This window comes from Streptomyces coeruleofuscus, assembly GCF_039532725.1.
Classification (GTDB): Bacteria; Actinomycetota; Actinomycetes; order Streptomycetales; family Streptomycetaceae; genus Streptomyces; species Streptomyces coeruleofuscus.
Genome location: NZ_BAAASE010000001.1, coordinates 14,935 through 32,026, shown reverse-complemented (window position 1 = coordinate 32,026; position 17,092 = coordinate 14,935). Strand labels below are relative to the sequence as shown.

The following is a 17,092-nucleotide window of genomic DNA, read 5'->3' as shown; positions in this document are numbered from 1 at the left end:
TCAGCTCTTGGCTGCGGCGGCCTTGGACTTGGCGGTCTTGGCCGCTGCCGGAGCGGGGACCGCCGCCGCGTCGGCCGGTGCCGGGGAGACCGCCGCGTCCGTGCCCGCTTCGACGGCCGGCTCGGGGCGCACGCCGACGCCCAGCTTCTCCTTGATCTTCTTCTCGATCTCGTTGGCCAGGTCGGGGTTGTCCTTCAGGAAGTTGCGCGCGTTTTCCTTGCCCTGGCCGAGCTGGTCGCCCTCGTACGTGTACCAGGCGCCGGCCTTGCGGACGAAGCCGTGCTCCACGCCCATGTCGATCAGGCCGCCCTCGCGGCTGATGCCATGGCCGTAGAGGATGTCGAACTCGGCCTGCTTGAAGGGCGGCGCGACCTTGTTCTTGACGACCTTGCAGCGGGTGCGGTTGCCGACCGCGTCCGTGCCGTCCTTCAGGGTCTCGATGCGGCGGATGTCGATGCGCACCGAGGCGTAGAACTTCAGCGCCCGGCCACCGGTCGTGGTCTCCGGGGAGCCGAACATCACGCCGATCTTCTCGCGGAGCTGGTTGATGAAGATCGCGGTGGTCTTGGACTGGTTGAGCGCGCTGGTGATCTTTCGCAGGGCCTGGCTCATCAGGCGGGCCTGAAGACCCACGTGGCTGTCGCCCATCTCGCCCTCGATCTCCGCGCGCGGGACGAGCGCCGCGACGGAGTCGATGACGATGAGGTCGAGGGCTCCGGAGCGGACCAGCATGTCCACGATCTCCAGGGCCTGCTCGCCGTTGTCCGGCTGGGAGAGGATGAGGTTGTCGATGTCGACGCCGAGCTTCTTCGCGTACTCGGGGTCGAGGGCGTGCTCCGCGTCGACGAAGGCGACCTGCCCGCCGGCCTTCTGCGCGTTCGCCACCGCGTGCAGGGTGAGGGTGGTCTTACCGGAGGATTCCGGTCCGTAGATTTCCACGACACGGCCGCGGGGCAGGCCGCCCACGCCGAGGGCCACGTCGAGGGCGGTGGACCCGGTCGGGATGACCTCGATGGGCTCGTTGGTCCGGTCGCCCATGCGCATGACCGCGCCCTTGCCGAATTGCCGTTCAATCTGTGCGAGAGCGGCATCCAGGGCCTTCTCGCGGTCGGTTCCTGCCATGGGTTCCACCCGATTTGCTTGAGTCGATCGCTTCACGTCAAAGACGCTAACGCCTGCCACTGACAATGCGCCTCGACGCACGTCCGGCCTGTGGATAACTCGGGCACTTCTCCACCCAAAGTACGTCGAAATGCCCGTCGTTGAGCTGCGCCGGAGACTCCATAAGAATGGATGTTCGATTTTCGTGTCAAGCGCACCACGCGGCACCTCCGTGCAGCACCACACGGCACCACCGTGCAGCACCACGTTGCACCGCCGTGCCGCAGGGCGCAGCGACTCAGACTGGGCTCTTCCCGGATTCCCCGCCCTCGGAGCCCCCACCGCCGGGCCGCTCCGTCCCCGCCCGCCGTGCCCACAGCTGCCTCGCGCGCGTGACGAGGCTCGGCCCCTCCCCGCGTCGGTGATGGCCGTGGACCCGGGGGTCGTCCGTGACGTCGTACCGCTTCACGTACGCCCCCAGGAAAGCCTGGAGCGTGGCGATGGCGGGGATGGCGATCAGCGCGCCGACCGCGCCCAGCAGCGCGGTGCCCGCGATGACCGAGCCGAAGGCGACCGCGGGGTGGATGTCGACGGTCTTGGCCGTCAGCTTCGGCTGGAGCACGTAGTTCTCGAACTGCTGGTAGATCACCACGAAGATCAGCACCCACAGCGCGTACCAGGGGTTGACCGTGAACGCGATCAGCATGGGCAGCGCGCCCGCGAGATACGTGCCGATGGTGGGGATGAACTGCGACACCAGGCCCACCCACACGGCGAGCACGGGCGCGTAGGGCACGTCCAGGGCCTGCAACAGGACGAAGTGGGCTATGCCGGAGATCAGTGCCATCAGGCCGCGCGAGTAGATGTAGCCGCCGGTCTTGTTCACGGCGATCTCCCACGCGCGCAGCACCTCGGCCTGCCGTGCGGGCGGCAGGAGGGAGCAGATCGTGCGGCGCAGTCGCGGGCCGTCCGCGGCGAAGTAGAACGAGAACAGCGCGATCGTCAGCAGCTGGAAAAGCCCCCCGATGACCTGGGCGGACACGTCCAGGACACCCGTGGCGCTGTTCTGCACGTAGTTGCGCAGCCAGTCGGAGCGGAGCAGGCCCTCCTGGATGTCCACGCGCTTCAGGTCGGTCTTGAAGTGGGTGTTGACCCAGTTGATGACGGAGTCGAGGTAGTCCGGGAAGCCCTCGATCATCTTGATGATCTGGTCCGCCAGGATGGAGCCGAGCAGCGTGACGAAGCCCGCCGCCACGATGATCACGCCGATGAAGACGACGAACGTGGCCAGTCCTCTGCGCATGCCGCGCGAAGCCATCCAGCTCACCGCCGGTTCGATGGCGAGCGCCAGGAAGAACGCGATGAGGATGTTGATCAGCAGGCCGGTGAGCTGATGGAAGGCCCAGCTGCCCAGCTGGAAGACGGCGACGAGGGCGAGTGCCAGCACCAGGGCACGCGGCAGCCAGCGCGGCATACGGCCGTTCGGCCCGTCGGCCCCGCCGACGGGGGGCGGGGCGGGCGGAGTCGTACCGAACGGGGAGGACTGCTGGGCTTCCTGCCCGGTCTCGTCAGTGCGTGCCACGCACCAAGTCTCACCCACACCACCGACAGCCGTCTGCCCGCCTGCGATCTTCGTGGGCCGCCGGTCAGCGGTCTCCACGACGGGTCAACGCTTCTCCCTCGGCACGTCCATCACCGCGCACACCACCTGCCAGACCTCCTTGGCGTCCCAGCCGGCGTCGAGGGCCTCGTGCACGGTGCGCCCGCCGAGATCCGCCATCACATGGTCGCGTGCGAAGGTGTCGGAGTAGCCCGGACCGAAGTGCTCCGCCATCCGCTGCCAGAAGACCGTCAACCGCATGACTCAAGTATCCCGCCCGTGGGGGTGGGCCTGAGCCGGGACCGCCTGCCGGCACCGTTTTCCGCCCTACGGTCTGACCCATGGCCGAAACAGGAGCTCCCCCACTCCCCCCGTCGCCCCCGCCGCACACCCCCGTGGCACGCGCGGAACGCTTCGTCTGGCTCACCGCGCGCGTGCTCGAGCAGCGCCTCTTCGCCCACCACTTCCGGGGCGGCGCCGCCGACCCGGTGGAGACCGCCCTGGACGCCTACCGCAACGAGGACGGCGGGTACGGCCACGCGCTGGAGCCCGATCTGCGCGGCCCGGTCAGCCAGCCGCTGCACACCGCCCACGCCCTGCGTGTCCTGGACGCCGTGGGACGCTGCGCCGGACAGCGGGTGGAGCGCATCTGCCGCTACCTGACGTCCGTCTCCACGGCGGACGGTGCCCTCCCGGCGATCCACCCGAGCCAGCGCGGTTACCCGACGGCCCCCTTCGTGCCGGTCGTGGACGACCCGCCCAGCGCTCTCCTGGCCACCGGGCCGGTGGTGGGGCTGCTGCATCGCAACGAGGTGTGGCACGCCTGGCTGTTCCGGGCCACGGACTTCTGCTGGCAGGCGGTCGAGTCCCTGGACGAGTCCCACCCGTACGAGATCGAGGCCGCCGTGGCCTTCCTCGACGCCGCCCCCGACCGCCCGCGCGCGGAGGCTGCCGCCGACCGCCTCGGCCGCCTGGTACGCGCACACCGCCTCGCGGCCCTGGACCCCGACGACCTGGACGCGTACCCGGTCTCCCCCGGCTACGCCCCGGGCGAGCACCACTTCCCGTACGACTACGCGAGGACACCGCGGTCGCTCGCGCGCGCGTGGTTCACGGACGACGAGATGACGCGCTCCCTCGACCACCTCGCGGCCCAGCAACAGGAGGACGGCGGCTGGCACGTCCGGTGGCGTCGGTGGGCCCCGGCACCCGCCCTGGAGGCGCGCCCCTTGGTGACGGTCGAGGCCCTGCGCACGCTCCGGTCCCACGGCCGCCCCGTCGGCTGATCACCCCACGCCCATGGCCCGCACGCCCGCGGTCACCAGCACGGCCGCCGCGACGACGAGCAGGAACGGGGCGCGCAGCATCAGCGCCACGGCAGCGGCTCCGAGTCCGGCGGCCCGCGCGTCCAGGACCAGCACCTGACCGTCGGCGAAGGTCTGCTGGGCCGTGAGGGCCGCCAGCAGTGCGACGGGCAGCAATGCGGCGAGGCGCTTCACCACGGGCCGCTCAAGAGCCCCGGCGGGCACCAGCAGCCCGGCCAGCTTGACGGCGTAGCACCCGAGGACGGTCACACCGATGGCGATCCAGACGTTCACCCTTCAATCCCCCGTCCCTTGCGCCGGCCGTCCGCCCAGAGCACGACCGGCGCCGCCAGCGCGGCCATCAGAACCGGCACACCGGCGGGCAGCACGGGCAGCAGCCCGAGCCCCAGCAGCACGGCGAGCCCGGCGACGGCCCGCTCGGTGCCGGTCTTCAGCATCGGCGCGAGCAGCGCCAGAAACACCGCGGGCCCCGCGGCGTCCAGCCCCCACGCGCCGGTGTCCCCGATGGCTCCGGCGCCCAGGGCACCGAGCAGCGTGGTGAGGTTCCACAGCACGTACAGGCTCAGCCCGGTCACGACGAACCCGAGCCGCGCCGCGCGCCGCGTGGGCTGTGCCAGCGCGACGGCGGCCGTCTCGTCGATCACCCACTGGGCGGCGAACGGCCGTACCGCGCGCGGGAGGGCCAGCAACTGCGACAGACGCAGTCCGTAGAAGGCGTTCCGCACGCCCAGGAAGAAGGCCCCGGCCGCCGCCGTGAACGGGCCGCCACCGGCCGCGAGGGCTCCCACCAGGGCGAACTGGGACGCTCCGGTGAACACCAGCAGACTGAGCGCGCACGTCTGCATGAGCGTGAGTCCGCTGCCGGCCGACGTCACCCCGAAGGCGAACCCGGAGAGCCCGACGGCCACCCCGACGCCCAGGGCGTCCCGCACGACGGCACGGTCCGCCTTCCCACCGGTTTCTGTATCTGTGAGAGCTGTCCGATCTGCCACGCTCCGCACGCTACGAGGGGCCGCTACCGCACGTCTTGTACGTTCTTGCGCTCGCGCTGGTACGCCCCCGGGGGCACACCGACCATGCGGCTGAAGTGCCGGTTGAGGTGCGGCTGATCGGTGAACCCCACGGTCACGGCGACCTCGGAAGGCGCCGTCCCCAGGTCCAGCAGCCGCCGCGCCCGCCGTACGCGCGCGTCGGTGAGCCACGCGTGCGGCGGCATCCCGTAGGCGTCCCTGAAGGCCCGCAGCAACGCGAACGGGCTGGTCCCGAGCTCGGCCGCCAACCGCTCCAGGCTCGGCGGCCGCGCCATCCGCTCTTCCAGCACCGCACGCGCGCGTGCGGCGATCCGGGCCCCCGCGGTCCGCACCTCCCTCCGCGGCATGGACCCACCGTTCAGTCTCAGCAACCTGGTCACGGCGACCCGCAGCAGCGTGTCCGCGGCTAGCGGGTTGCCCTCGTCGGCGGCGCGCAGCACCTGATGCACCAGCCCGACGGCGTACGGATCATCCACCACCGGGCTGACGAACCCGGGTGTCCCCCGCAGTGTCGTGGTCTCGGCAGCGATCTCCGCCACCACGTCGACGGGCGGATACACGGCCCCGTACCGCCATCCCTCGGGCACACCGGCCCGCCCGGTGTGCGGAGTGTCCGGATTCACCAGCGCGAGCGCCCCGGCCCCCGCGTACTGATCACCCCCGCCGTGGTGGAACACCTCCACGCCGTCGGCGATGGCGGCGATCACGAAGTTCTCGTGCGTGTGCCGCACGAACGTCTTGTGCACGTACCGGGCCCGCAGCAGATCCACCCCGGGCAGCTCGTCGTACTGCCAGTGCCGTGCGCGCTCGCTCATACGACCATTGTCCGCCGCCCGGAACCCACGGCGGCAAGCCTCACGCACCCACGCCCGCCACCGGCGAGCAGAGCCCCGGCCCGACCGCCGCAGACCCCCGTTGTCAGTGGCGAGGTGCACGATGGACGCATGGCCAGCAACGCACACCGAGCCCTGGACGCCTTCTCCCCCGCGACCCGTGCCTGGTTCTCGGGCGCCTTCTCCGCGCCCACCACCGCCCAGGCCGGCGCGTGGCAGGCCATCCACCAGGGCTCGGACGTGCTGGTCGTCGCCCCCACCGGCTCCGGCAAGACCCTGGCCGCCTTCCTCGCCGCCCTGGACCAGCTCGCCTCGACCCCACCCCCCGCCGACCCCAGGAAGCGCTGCCGGGTCCTGTACATCTCCCCCTTGAAGGCCCTGGCCGTGGACGTCGAGCGCAACCTCCGCAGCCCTCTGACCGGCATCCGCCAGGAGTCCGTCCGCATGGGCCTGCCCGAGCCCGAGGTCAAGGTGGGCATCCGCTCGGGTGACACGCCCGCCGCCGAGCGCCGCGCCCTGTCCACCCGCCCGCCGGACATCCTGATCACCACCCCCGAATCACTGTTCCTGATGCTGACCTCGGCCACGCGCGACGCGCTGACCGGCGTGGACACGGTGATCCTCGACGAGGTGCACGCGGTCGCGGGCACCAAGCGCGGCGCCCACCTCGCGCTGTCCCTGGAGCGGCTGGACGAACTCCTTCCGAAGCCCGCCCGCCGCATCGGCCTGTCCGCGACGGTCCGCCCCGTCGACGAGGTGGCCCGCTTTCTCTCGCCCCGCCGCAAGGTGGAGATCGTCCAGCCGGAGTCGGGCAAGGAGTTCGACCTCTCCGTGGTCGTACCGGTCGAGGACCTGGGCGAGCTGGGCGGCTCCCCGGTGGCGGACGGCTCGGAGGGCGCCGAGCGCCCGTCGATCTGGCCGCATGTGGAGGAGCGGATCACCGACCTCGTCCAGTCCCACCGCTCCACGATCGTCTTCGCGAACTCCCGCCGCCTCGCGGAGCGCCTGTGCAACCGCCTGAACGAGATCGCGTACGAGCGAGCCACGGGCGAGACCCTCGACGAGCACCACTCCCCCGCCGAGCTCATGGGCGGCTCGGGAGCCGCCCAGGGGGCGCCACAGGTCATCGCCCGGGCCCACCACGGCTCGGTGTCCAAGGAGCAGCGTGCCCTGGTCGAGGAGGACCTCAAGGCGGGCCGCCTGCCCGCGGTCGTAGCCACGTCCAGTCTTGAACTGGGCATCGACATGGGCGCGGTCGATCTGGTGGTCCAGGTCGAATCACCCCCCTCGGTGGCCTCCGGCCTGCAACGCGTCGGCCGGGCAGGCCACCAGGTGGGCGCGGTCTCCACCGGCGTGGTCTTCCCGAAGTACCGCGGCGACCTGGTGCAGGCGGCGGTGGTCACCGAACGCATGCGGACCGGCGCCATCGAGTCCCTCAGGGTCCCCGCCAACCCGCTGGACGTCCTGGCCCAGCAGATCGTCGCGATGACGGCCATGGACACCTGGCAGTTCGACGACCTCCTCGCCGCCGTCCGACGGGCCGCCCCCTTCGCCTCGCTCCCCGAGTCCGCCTTCACGGCGGTCCTGGACATGCTGGCCGGCCGCTACCCGTCCGACGCCTTCGCCGAGCTGCGCCCGCGCGTGGTGTGGGACCGCGTCAGCGGCGAGATCACGGGCCGCCCCGGCGCACAGCGCCTCGCCGTCACCTCCGGGGGCACGATCCCCGACCGCGGCCTCTTCGGCGTCTTCCTCGCCGGCGCCGATCCCAAGAAGGGCGGCGGCCGGGTCGGCGAGCTCGACGAGGAGATGGTCTACGAGTCCCGTGTGGGCGACGTCTTCACGCTGGGCACGAGTTCCTGGCGCATCGAGGACATCACCCGCGACCGCGTCCTGGTCTCCCCGGCCCCGGGCGTACCGGGCCGGCTGCCCTTCTGGAAGGGCGACCAGCTGGGCCGCCCGCTCGAACTGGGCCGGGCGGTGGGCGCGTTCCTGCGCGAGGTCGGTTCGCTGCCCAAGGACGACGCCCGGCTCCGCCTCCTCGCCGCCGGCCTGGACGCCTGGGCGGCGGACAACGTGCTGTCGTACCTGGACGAACAGCGCGAGGCCTGCGGACACGTCCCGGACGACCGGACCATCGTCGTGGAGCGCTTCCGCGACGAGCTCGGCGACTGGCGCGTGGTCGTCCACTCCCCCTTCGGCGCTCAGGTGCACGCCCCCTGGGCCCTCGCGCTCGGCGCGAAGCTCTCCGAGCGCTACGGCATGGACGCGCAGGTCATGCACGCCGACGACGGCATCGTGCTGCGCCTGCCGGACGCCGACCTGATGGGCCTGGACCTGCTCGACCAGGAGCCGGTGAAGCTGGGCCGGGAGTACGACGCCGAGCAGGCACCGGTCGGCGCGGCGGACGTGGTCTTCGACAAGGGCGAGGTCGACCAGGTCGTCACCGACCAGGTGGGCAGCTCGGCCCTGTTCGCGGCCCGGTTCCGCGAGTGCGCCGCCCGCGCGCTGCTGCTGCCGCGCCGCAACCCGGGCAAGCGCACGCCGCTGTGGCAGCAGCGCCAGCGCGCCTCCCAGCTGCTCCAGGTGGCGAGCGAGTTCGGTTCGTTCCCGATCGTCCTGGAGGCGGTCCGCGAGTGCCTCCAGGACGTCTTCGACGTTCCCGGTCTCGTCGAGCTGATGGGCGACCTGGAGTCCCGCAAGGTGCGCCTCGTCGAGGTCACCACGCCCGAGCCGTCCCCCTTCGCGCGCTCCCTCCTCTTCGGCTACGTCGCCCAGTTCCTGTACGAGGGTGACTCCCCGCTCGCCGAGCGCCGCGCCGCGGCCCTGTCGCTGGACTCACGGCTGCTGGCCGAGCTGCTGGGCCAGGCGGAGCTGCGTGAACTGCTCGACGCGGAGGTTCTGACGGAGCTGGAGCGGGAGCTTCAGTGGCTGACCGAGGACCGCCGCGTCAAGGACGCCGAGGGCGTCGCGGACCTCCTCCGCGTCCTCGGCCCGCTCACGGAGGCGGAACTGGCCGAGCGGGGCGCCGATCCGCAATGGGCTCAGGAACTGGCCGGCGCCCGCCGCGCCATCCGGGTCCGGATCGCGGGCAGGGACCACTGGGCGGCGATCGAGGACGCGGGCCGGCTGCGCGACGCACTGGGAACCGCCCTGCCGGTCGGCGTCCCGGAAGCCTTCATGGAGCCCGTCAAGGACCCGCTCGGCGACCTCCTCGCGCGCCACGCCCGCACCCACGGCCCGTTCACCTCGACCACGGCGGCGGCCCGCTTCGGCCTGGGCGTGGCCGTCACCGAGGGTGCCCTCCAGCGGCTGGCCGCGGCGGGCCGGATCGTCCAGGGCGAGTTCCACCCGGCCGGGATCGGCCAGGAGTGGTGCGACGCGGCCGTGCTGCGCCGACTCCGCCGCCGCTCGCTGGCCGCCCTGCGCCATGAGCTGGAGCCGGTGCCGCCGGCCGCACTCGCCCAGTTCCTTCCCCAGTGGCAGCACATCGGCAAGGGGCACTCCCTGCGCGGCATCGACGGCCTGGTGCGCGCCATCGAGCAGGTGCAGGGCGCGTCCGTGCCCGCCTCCGCCTTGGAGAAGCTGGTCCTGCCCTCCCGGGTCGTGAACTACAACCCGGCCATGCTGGACGAGCTCACCGCCGCCGGAGAGGTGGTCTGGGCCGGGGCGGGCTCCCTCCCCGGCAAGGACGGCTGGGTCTCCCTCTACCTGGCGGACGCGGCCCCCCTGCTCCTGCCGCCCCCGCATCCCTTGGAGCTGACCGCTCTCCACCAGTCCGTCCTGGACACCCTCTCCGGCGGCTACGGCCTGTTCTTCCGCCAGATCGCCGACCAGGTCCGCGCCACCACCCACCCCGACGCCACCGATCCCCAACTGGCCGACGTCCTCTGGGACCTGGCCTGGTCCGGACGCCTGACCAACGACACGCTCTCTCCCATGCGCTCCCTGCTCGGCTCGGGCCGCACCGCCGGCTCCACGGCCCACCGCGCCAAGCGCTCGGTCCCGCGCGGCCGCTACGGCTCCCTGACGGCCGCGGCCCGCCCGGCCTCCCGCTCCGGCCCGCCGACCGTGGCCGGCCGCTGGTCCCTGCTCCCGGCCCACGAGCCGGACCCCACGGTGCGGGCCCACGCCCTGGCCCGCACCCTCCTCGACCGGCACGGCGTGGTGACCAGGGGCGCGGTCTCGGCGGAGGGCGTCGAGGGCGGGTTCTCGGCGACGTACCGCGTCCTGTCCGCCTTCGAGGACAGCGGCCAGGCCCGCCGCGGCTACGTCGTGGAGGGCCTCGGCGCCGCACAGTTCGCGATGGACGGTGCCGTGGACCGCCTGCGCGCGGTGTCCAACGCCCGGGACCGCGGCGAGGACCTGCCCGGCCCCCCTCCGGGCCCCGACCTCGACCCGTTCCCCGCGCACGACTTCGCCGGGCAGGACGACTCGCTCCCTTCCAACGACCACCCCGGCGACCCCGGCCCCGACGGATTCCCCGGCCTCGGCCCCGCCTACGTCACCCCGGCCCCGCAACCGTCCCGGGACGAGTACGTCTCTCCCCGGGACTACGCCCCGCAGGGCACCCCGCCGTGGCAGAACGGCGGAGGCGCACCGTACGGTGCCGGGTTCCCGGGCCGCCGCACCCGCCCGGACCCCGCCTCCCGGGCCGTCGTCCTCGCCGCCGCCGACCCGGCGAACGCGTACGGCGCCGCCCTGGCCTGGCCCGAGCCCCCGACCGGCGCCGGGCACAAGCCGGGCCGCAAGGCGGGTTCCCTGGTGGTTCTCGTCGACGGTGAGCTGACGCTCTACATGGAGCGTGGCGGCAAGACCCTGCTGGCCTGGGCCGCCGACCCGGATGGCGACCCCACCGAGGACCCCCGCCTCCACACCGCCGCCGAGGCACTCGCCGCAGCCGCCCGAGCGGGCTCCCTCGGCACGGTCACGGTGGAGCGCGTCAACGGCGCCCAGGCTCTGACCTCCCCCATCGGCACCCTCCTGGAAGGAGCGGGTTTCATCGCGACGCCCCGCGGACTCCGCCTCCGCGCCTGACCGGCCCGCGCCCGTGCCACCCTTGACCCATGCCCGAAGGTGACACCGTCTGGCAGACCGCGAGGCGACTGCACGGCGCCCTCGCGGGCAAGGTGCTGATCCGCAGCGACCTCCGGGTGCCCCGGCTCGCCACGGCGGACCTCACGGGCCGCACGGTCCTGGACGTCACCCCGCGCGGCAAACACCTCCTGACCCGCGTCGAGGGCGGCCTGACCCTGCATTCGCACCTGCGGATGGACGGCTCCTGGAAGGTGTACGAGAACGGCCGGCGCTGGACCGGCGGCCCCGGCCACCAGATCCGCGCGATCCTCGGCACCACCGACCGCACGGCCGTCGGCTACCGCCTCCCCGTCCTGGAACTCCTGCGCACCGCCGACGAGCACCGCGCGGTCGGCCACCTCGGCCCCGACCTCCTGGGTCCGGACTGGGACCCCGGCCTGGCCCTCGGCAATCTCCTCCAGGACCCCGCCCGCCCCCTCGGCGAGGCCCTGCTCGACCAGCGCAACCTGGCCGGTATCGGCAATGTGTACAAGAGCGAACTCTGCTTCCTGCTCGGCGTCACCCCCTGGCTCCCCGTCGGCGACCTGCCCGCCGAGCGCGCCGCCAAGCTGCCCGCCCTCGCCAAGAAGCTGCTGGAGACCAACCGCGACCGCCCGATCCGCACCACGACGGGCCGCCGCGGCCAGGACCTCTTCGTGTACGGCCGGGCTCCCCGCCCCTGCCTGCGCTGCCACACGTCCGTCCGCGTCGCCGACCAGGGCGACGGCTCCCGCGAACGTCCCACGTACTGGTGTCCCACCTGCCAGCCGGGCCCCGCCCCGGCCAGTTCCCCACCGCGGCGAAGCCGCACCAATTGACGATCCGTCAGAAACGCTCGTACGGTCCCCGTATGCCCGTCACCGCGTACGACCTCACCGGCCGCACCGCGTTCGTCACCGGCGCCGCGAGCGGCATCGGCCGCGCCTCGGCGCTCCTGCTCGGGGAGGCGGGCGCCACCGTGCACTGCGCGGACCGCGACACCGAGGGCCTGCACGAGACGGCGACCTTGATCAAGGACGGCGGCGGTACGGCCCGCACCCACGACCTCGACGTCACCGACCGCGCCCGGCTGAGGCAGGCCATCACCTCGTGCGAGCGCCTCGACGTCCTGGCCGCGATCGCCGGAATCATGCACAGCAGCCCGGTTCTGGAGACCCGGGACGAGGACCTCGACCGGGTGCTCGACGTCAACTTCAAGGGAGTGCTGTACGCCTGCCAGGAGGCGGCCCGCCTGATGATCGCCCGGGGCACCGGCGGCAGCATCGTCACCATGGCCTCGGGTGCCGTCGACACCGGTGCCCCCGGCCTGCTCTGCTACGGCGCGGCCAAGGCGGCGGTGGTCCAGCTGACCAGGACCCTCGCGACCGAGGTCGGCCGGCACGGCATCCGTGTGAACGCGGTCGCACCGGGCTGGATCCGTACCCCCATGACCGACCGCCACGACAGCGAGGCACAGGCGCACACCGAGGCCGTCATGGCCCGCAAGTCACCCCTGGGCAGAGTCGGCGCTCCCGAGAACATCGCCCACGCGGTCCTCCACCTGGCATCCGACGCCTCAGCCTTCACGACGGGCCAGATCATCCGCCCGAACGGCGGCGTCGCGATGCCCTGGTAGCGCACACCCGCCCACCCACGCCCCGACGTCACCCCCGCCGCGACACCACACCCCGGCCCCCCGCTCCCAGCACCTTCCGCCACCGCCCCGCACCGACCACCCCGCTCGCCCGCCCCTTCGGCACACAATGCACCGGCAGCACACTCAGCCCCCACCCCCCGGCCGCGACCGTCGCCTCCAGCACCCCGGCCCCGGGCGCGACCGCCAGCCGCAGCACCGCCCACCACCACAGCGCCCCCAGGCCCAGCACGGCTCCACGGGCCCCCCAGCGCCCTATCCCCGCCATGGCCGACCACCTCCAGCCCGACGCTATTCGGCCGCTCGGGCCGGCGGACAGGGCGCACCAACGGCACACAGGCGCACCGCGCACCCCACTGCACCGAGCCGCGAACCCGCGGGCCGCGAAACGCCGAGCGGCGAGCCCTCCGGCCGGCCCGTCGCCCGCTGCCGTGCCCGCTGCGGTCACCCGTTCTCGGCCTGGAACATCCAGTGATGCTTCTCCAGGTCCGCCGTGATCCCGATAAAGATGTCCTGGCTCACCGGATCCGGCTCACCGGTCGCCTCGACCCGCCCGCGCATCCGCGTGATCACCGCGCCCAGCGCCTCGACCAGCGTCCGCACGGCGGTCGTGTCGTCGACCCACCCCTCGGGGGTCACGCCGATGCCGCTGCCGACGGCCACGGTCGCGGCTCGCCCGTCGGGCGGGATCCCCAGCGCCGCGGCGCGCTCCGCCACGGTGTCGGAGTACTTCCGTGCCATGTCGACGACCTCGTCGAGCTGGAGATGCACGGAACGGAAGCGCTGCCCCACCACGTTCCAGTGGATCTGCTTCGCCACGAGGGCGAGGTCCACCAGGTCGACGAGGGCACCCTGCAACGCCTCGGACACGGTCTTCAGGCTCGCGTCGGACAGCGGGCTCTTCACGACGTACATCCGCACCTCCGTTGACTGCCCCCCGCCACCCCTCAACGATGACCGTCACACGCTCTACGGGCAAACGCAAACAAATCGGTCACAACCTGTCCGGCAGTAAGCAGGCAAGCGAAAACCCCGACCGACACTCCTCCGGATCTCCCGGAGAACCCCGGCCGGGGCCTCACCACTCTCGGCGCCTGGTCGGCGCCGCTCGTTCATGCCACGTACGCGCGAAGCGTCACGCGGCGACGACGTCCACCGCCTCGGCGGGCGCCTTGATCGTCACCCGTTCCGGTGGCACACCGGTCACCGAAACAGAGCCCAGCATCGGACGAACCGGCGTGGGCACAGGTTCGCTGGGGGTGGCCGCAGCAGACTGAGCCAGCTCGGCAAGGGCGAGTTCGTCGCTCACTTCCCGCATGAGCTCGGACATCCGTACGTCCAGCGCGTCGCAGATGGCGGAGAGCAGTTCGGAGGAAGCCTCCTTCTGCCCCCGCTCCACCTCGGAGAGATAGCCGAGTGAGACTCGGGCGGACGAGGAGACTTCGCGCAGAGTACGGCCCTGGCGCTGGCGCTGCCGACGCAGCACGTCACCCAGCAGGCGACGGAGCAGAATCATCGGTGGCTCCCTCCTCGGACCGCGTAGCCGCATCCATTACGCCCCACCGTACCGCCTTGCGCCGCGGCCGTGCGGGGAGCGATGTCGTGTTCACTCAGGGCTGCAAACATCAAAACCCCCCGTTCCGTTCCGTATCCTGTGCCCGCTCATTCCCAGTCTGTTCGCCCGCAAGCTCCTTCAGGAGCAGTGCGAGTACGCTCCGTACACTCTCTCTACGAATTTCCTCGCGGTCGCCGTTCAACCGCAGAGCCTCCACTTTTCCGCCGCCGGCAGAACCGGAATCTGCCCTCAGGGGTCCGTCCACTGCGACGAAAACCGTCCCGACGGCCTGTCCGTCCTGCGGCTCAGGGCCCGCGACACCGGTGGTCGCGATACCCCAGTCCGTGCCGAGCGCCTTGCGCACTCCGGCCGCCATCTGGGCCGCGACCTGCGGATCCACCGCTCCTCGCGCCGCCAACAGGGTGGTATCGACGCCCAGTAGTTCATGCTTCAGCGCGGTGGCGTAGGCCGTCACCGAGCCCCGGAAGACCTTGGACGCCCCGGGGACGGATGTGATCTCTGCTGCAACGAGGCCACCGGTCAGCGACTCCGCGACGGCAAGCGTCCCGCCCTTCACCGTGAGTAGTCGTACCACGTCGGTGGCCGTGGAACTCACGCTTCCTTCTCCTCCAACGCGGCCTTGCGCTCGGCGATTCCCCGCCTGCGCAGCACAATGGCCTGTTTCACATAGTCGAGGCCGGTCACCACGGTCAGAACGACCGCCGCGGCCATCACCCAGAACCTCAGGGTCGCCAGCCACCCCGTCAGCGCCAGCACGTACATACCCACCGCCACGCCCTGGGTGAGCGTCTTGAGCTTGCCCCCGCGGCTGGCGGGGATCACGCCGTAGCGGATGACCACAAAACGCAGCAGGGTGATCCCGAGTTCCCGGCCGAGGATGACGCCGGTCACCCACCACGGCAGATCGCCGAGCACGGACAGACAGATCAGCGCCGCCCCCATGATCGCCTTGTCGGCGATGGGGTCGGCGATCTTCCCGAAGTCCGTGACCAGGTTGTACCTGCGCGCCAGATGGCCGTCGAAGAGGTCGGTGATCATGGCGATGGCGAAGGCCGCCCAGGCGAGGGACCGCCACACCGGGTCGTACCCGCCGTCCGCGAGCATCAGCGCGACGAAGGCCGGCACGAGGATCAGCCGGAGCATGGTCAGGAGGTTGGCCACGTTCCAGACGCTGGCCTGGTTGACGGCCGCGGCCGCCAGCTTCCCGCCCCGCGCGGGCTTCCCGTCGTCATGCGCGTCGACGACGGCGCTCTCCGAGCCGTCACCGACAGCGGCCCCACTGCCACCCGCGCCGGGCGCCGCACCGGGCGCTCCGCCCTCGGCCGACCGCGCGGCCCCACGGCCCGTCGCAGCCCCGGGAGTCTTCCCCGAGGCCGGGCCCGCCGCGGCCCTCCTCGCGCCGGAGGGGCCTCCCGCCGCGGATGCCGGAGCACCGGTCATCTGCCCGCCTCCTCACTACACGCCGGCGACGCGAACGAGCCCTGAAGCGGCTCGGCCACCAGGTCGACGCCCTCCGTACCGACCACCTTCGCCTCGACCATACGGCCGCTGCTCAGACCCGCGCCGCTCGTGAGCAGCACCTGGCCGTCCGTCTCGGGCGCCTGGTGCGCCGCGCGGCCGTACACGCCCTCCTCGTCGTCGACGGACTCGACGAGCACGTGCACCGTCTGGCCGACCCGCTCCTCGGCGCGCTGCGAGACGAGTTCCTCGGCGAGCCGCGAGACGCGGGCCAGCCGCTCGGCGACGACGTCCTCGTCGAGCTTGTTCTCGTAGGTCGCCGCCTCGGTGCCCTCCTCGTCGGAGTAGCCGAAGACGCCGATGGCGTCCAGCCGCGCGCCGTTCAGGAACCGCTCCAGCTCGGCGAGGTCGGCCTCGCTCTCGCCGGGGAAACCGACGATGAAGTTGGAGCGCACGCCGGCCTCGGGGGCCTTGCCGCGGATCGTGTCGAGCAGCTCCAGGAACCGGTCGGTGTCGCCGAAGCGGCGCATCGCGCGCAGCACGCCGGGCGCGGAGTGCTGGAAGGAGAGGTCGAAGTAGGGCGCGACCTTCGGGGTCGACGTCAGCACGTCGATCAGGCCCGGCCGCATCTCCGCGGGCTGGAGGTAGCTCACCCGCACCCGCTCGATGCCGTCCACGTCGGCGAGCTCGGGCAGCAGCGACTCCAGCAGGCGGATGTCGCCGAGGTCCTTGCCGTAGGAGGTGTTGTTCTCGGAGACCAGCATGATCTCCTTCACGCCCTGCTCGGCCAGCCAGCGCGTCTCGTTCAGCACGTCGCTCGGGCGGCGGGAGATGAAGGAGCCCCGGAAGGACGGGATGGCGCAGAAGGAGCAGCGCCGGTCGCAGCCGGAGGCGAGCTTCACGGAGGCGACCGGGGAGCCGTCCAGACGGCGGCGCAGGGGCGCGCGCGGACCGGAGGCCGGAGCGAGGCCCTCCGGAAGGTCGGCCGGGGCGTGCCCGGGCAGTGCGACCGCGCCGGCCGACTCCTGCCGCTCGGCCGGGCTGATCGGCAGCAGCTTGCGCCGGTCGCGCGGGGTGTGCGAGGCGTGGATGCCGCCGTTGAGGATCGTCTGGAGCCGGTCCGAGATGTCCGAGTAGTCGTCGAACCCGAGCACACCGTCGGCCTCGGGGAGGGCCTCGGCGAGTTCCTTGCCGTACCGCTCGGCCATGCAGCCCACCGCCACGACGGCCTGGGTTCTGCCGTGTCCCTTGAGGTCGTTGGCCTCCAGGAGGGCGTCGACGGAGTCCTTCTTGGCGGCCTCGACGAAGCCACAGGTGTTCACGACAGCGACGTCCGCGTCCCCGGCGTCCTCCACGAGCTGCCAGCCGTCCGCCTCCAAACGGCCTGCGAGCTCCTCCGAGTCCACCTCGTTACGGGCGCAGCCAAGGGTGACGAGTGCGACGGTACGGCGTTCAGGCATGG

The 17,092-nt window shown here is 72.2% G+C and carries 15 protein-coding genes and 1 pseudogene; 4 read left to right on the top strand and 12 right to left on the bottom strand.

Annotation, left to right across the window (positions count from 1 at the left end):
- From recA to ABFX81_RS00115, 3 genes are all read right to left on the bottom strand, one after another.
- The gene (recA, locus tag ABFX81_RS00125) at positions 1-1,122 is read right to left on the bottom strand and encodes a recombinase RecA (RefSeq protein WP_086852897.1); all 1,122 of its coding nucleotides are present in this window, start codon (positions 1,120-1,122) and stop codon (positions 1-3) included.
- 277 nt (positions 1,123-1,399) lie between these two features.
- Entirely contained in the window at positions 1,400-2,683 is a 1,284-nt protein-coding gene (locus tag ABFX81_RS00120; protein ID WP_086852899.1) for an AI-2E family transporter, read from the bottom strand.
- A gap of 84 nt (positions 2,684-2,767) precedes the next feature.
- The gene (locus tag ABFX81_RS00115; protein WP_086852901.1) at positions 2,768-2,962 is read right to left on the bottom strand and encodes a DUF3046 domain-containing protein; all 195 of its coding nucleotides are present in this window, start codon (positions 2,960-2,962) and stop codon (positions 2,768-2,770) included.
- Positions 2,963-3,042: 80 nt separating this feature from the next.
- Here ABFX81_RS00115 and ABFX81_RS00110 point away from each other — a divergent pair, with 80 nt between their 5' ends.
- Entirely contained in the window at positions 3,043-3,987 is a 945-nt protein-coding gene (locus ABFX81_RS00110) for a prenyltransferase/squalene oxidase repeat-containing protein (protein ID WP_346137450.1), read from the top strand.
- On the opposite strand, the gene ABFX81_RS00105 is transcribed toward ABFX81_RS00110, so the two are convergent.
- From ABFX81_RS00105 to ABFX81_RS00095, 3 genes and pseudogenes are all read right to left on the bottom strand, one after another.
- The gene (locus ABFX81_RS00105) at positions 3,988-4,299 is read right to left on the bottom strand and encodes an AzlD domain-containing protein (protein WP_086855365.1); all 312 of its coding nucleotides are present in this window, start codon (positions 4,297-4,299) and stop codon (positions 3,988-3,990) included. It abuts the gene before it with no gap.
- Positions 4,296-5,018, bottom strand: coding sequence for an AzlC family ABC transporter permease (locus ABFX81_RS00100; protein ID WP_336621346.1), 723 nt, complete (start codon positions 5,016-5,018; stop codon positions 4,296-4,298). The genes ABFX81_RS00105 and ABFX81_RS00100 overlap by 4 nt, the downstream gene beginning before the upstream one ends.
- Positions 5,019-5,050: 32 nt before the next feature.
- Positions 5,051-5,872 (bottom strand): annotated as a pseudogene (locus ABFX81_RS00095) (AraC family transcriptional regulator); the annotation flags it as partial.
- Between the two features lie 129 nt (positions 5,873-6,001).
- Here ABFX81_RS00095 and ABFX81_RS00090 point away from each other — a divergent pair.
- The 3 genes from ABFX81_RS00090 to ABFX81_RS00080 are packed head-to-tail and all read left to right on the top strand — an operon-like array spanning position 6,002 to position 12,578.
- The gene (locus ABFX81_RS00090) at positions 6,002-10,924 is read left to right on the top strand and encodes an ATP-dependent helicase (RefSeq protein WP_346137448.1); all 4,923 of its coding nucleotides are present in this window, start codon (positions 6,002-6,004) and stop codon (positions 10,922-10,924) included.
- Between the two features lie 29 nt (positions 10,925-10,953).
- Positions 10,954-11,781 carry a DNA-formamidopyrimidine glycosylase family protein gene (locus ABFX81_RS00085; protein ID WP_086855262.1) on the top strand — a complete coding sequence of 276 codons (828 nt, stop codon included), beginning with the start codon at positions 10,954-10,956 and terminating at the stop codon, positions 11,779-11,781.
- Positions 11,782-11,813: 32 nt separating this feature from the next.
- Positions 11,814-12,578 carry an SDR family oxidoreductase gene (locus ABFX81_RS00080; RefSeq protein WP_086855261.1) on the top strand — a complete coding sequence of 255 codons (765 nt, stop codon included), beginning with the start codon at positions 11,814-11,816 and terminating at the stop codon, positions 12,576-12,578.
- Between the two features lie 28 nt (positions 12,579-12,606).
- Here ABFX81_RS00080 and ABFX81_RS00075 read toward each other — a convergent pair whose 3' ends face one another.
- The 6 genes from ABFX81_RS00075 to rimO form a co-directional block, all read right to left on the bottom strand.
- A complete protein-coding gene (locus tag ABFX81_RS00075; RefSeq protein WP_346137447.1) occupies positions 12,607-12,864 on the bottom strand; it encodes a hypothetical protein in 258 nt (85 codons plus the stop codon).
- Positions 12,865-13,040: 176 nt separating this feature from the next.
- The gene (locus ABFX81_RS00070) at positions 13,041-13,511 is read right to left on the bottom strand and encodes a ferritin-like domain-containing protein (RefSeq protein WP_086854193.1); all 471 of its coding nucleotides are present in this window, start codon (positions 13,509-13,511) and stop codon (positions 13,041-13,043) included.
- 220 nt (positions 13,512-13,731) lie between these two features.
- Positions 13,732-14,112, bottom strand: a complete 381-nt coding sequence (locus ABFX81_RS00065) for a helix-turn-helix domain-containing protein (RefSeq protein ID WP_003993396.1) — start codon at positions 14,110-14,112, stop codon at positions 13,732-13,734.
- A 109-nt stretch (positions 14,113-14,221) separates the two neighbouring features.
- Positions 14,222-14,767 (bottom strand): nicotinamide-nucleotide amidohydrolase family protein, encoded by a 546-nt coding sequence (locus ABFX81_RS00060; RefSeq protein WP_086854194.1) that lies wholly within the window; start codon positions 14,765-14,767, stop codon positions 14,222-14,224.
- On the bottom strand, positions 14,764-15,612 hold the full coding sequence (gene pgsA, locus ABFX81_RS00055) for a CDP-diacylglycerol--glycerol-3-phosphate 3-phosphatidyltransferase (RefSeq protein ID WP_086854195.1): 849 nt from the start codon (positions 15,610-15,612) through the stop codon (positions 14,764-14,766). The genes ABFX81_RS00060 and pgsA overlap by 4 nt, the downstream gene beginning before the upstream one ends.
- Positions 15,609-17,090, bottom strand: a complete 1,482-nt coding sequence (gene rimO / locus ABFX81_RS00050; protein WP_086854196.1) for a 30S ribosomal protein S12 methylthiotransferase RimO — start codon at positions 17,088-17,090, stop codon at positions 15,609-15,611. The genes pgsA and rimO overlap by 4 nt, the downstream gene beginning before the upstream one ends.
- Positions 17,091-17,092: the final 2 nt, after the last annotated feature.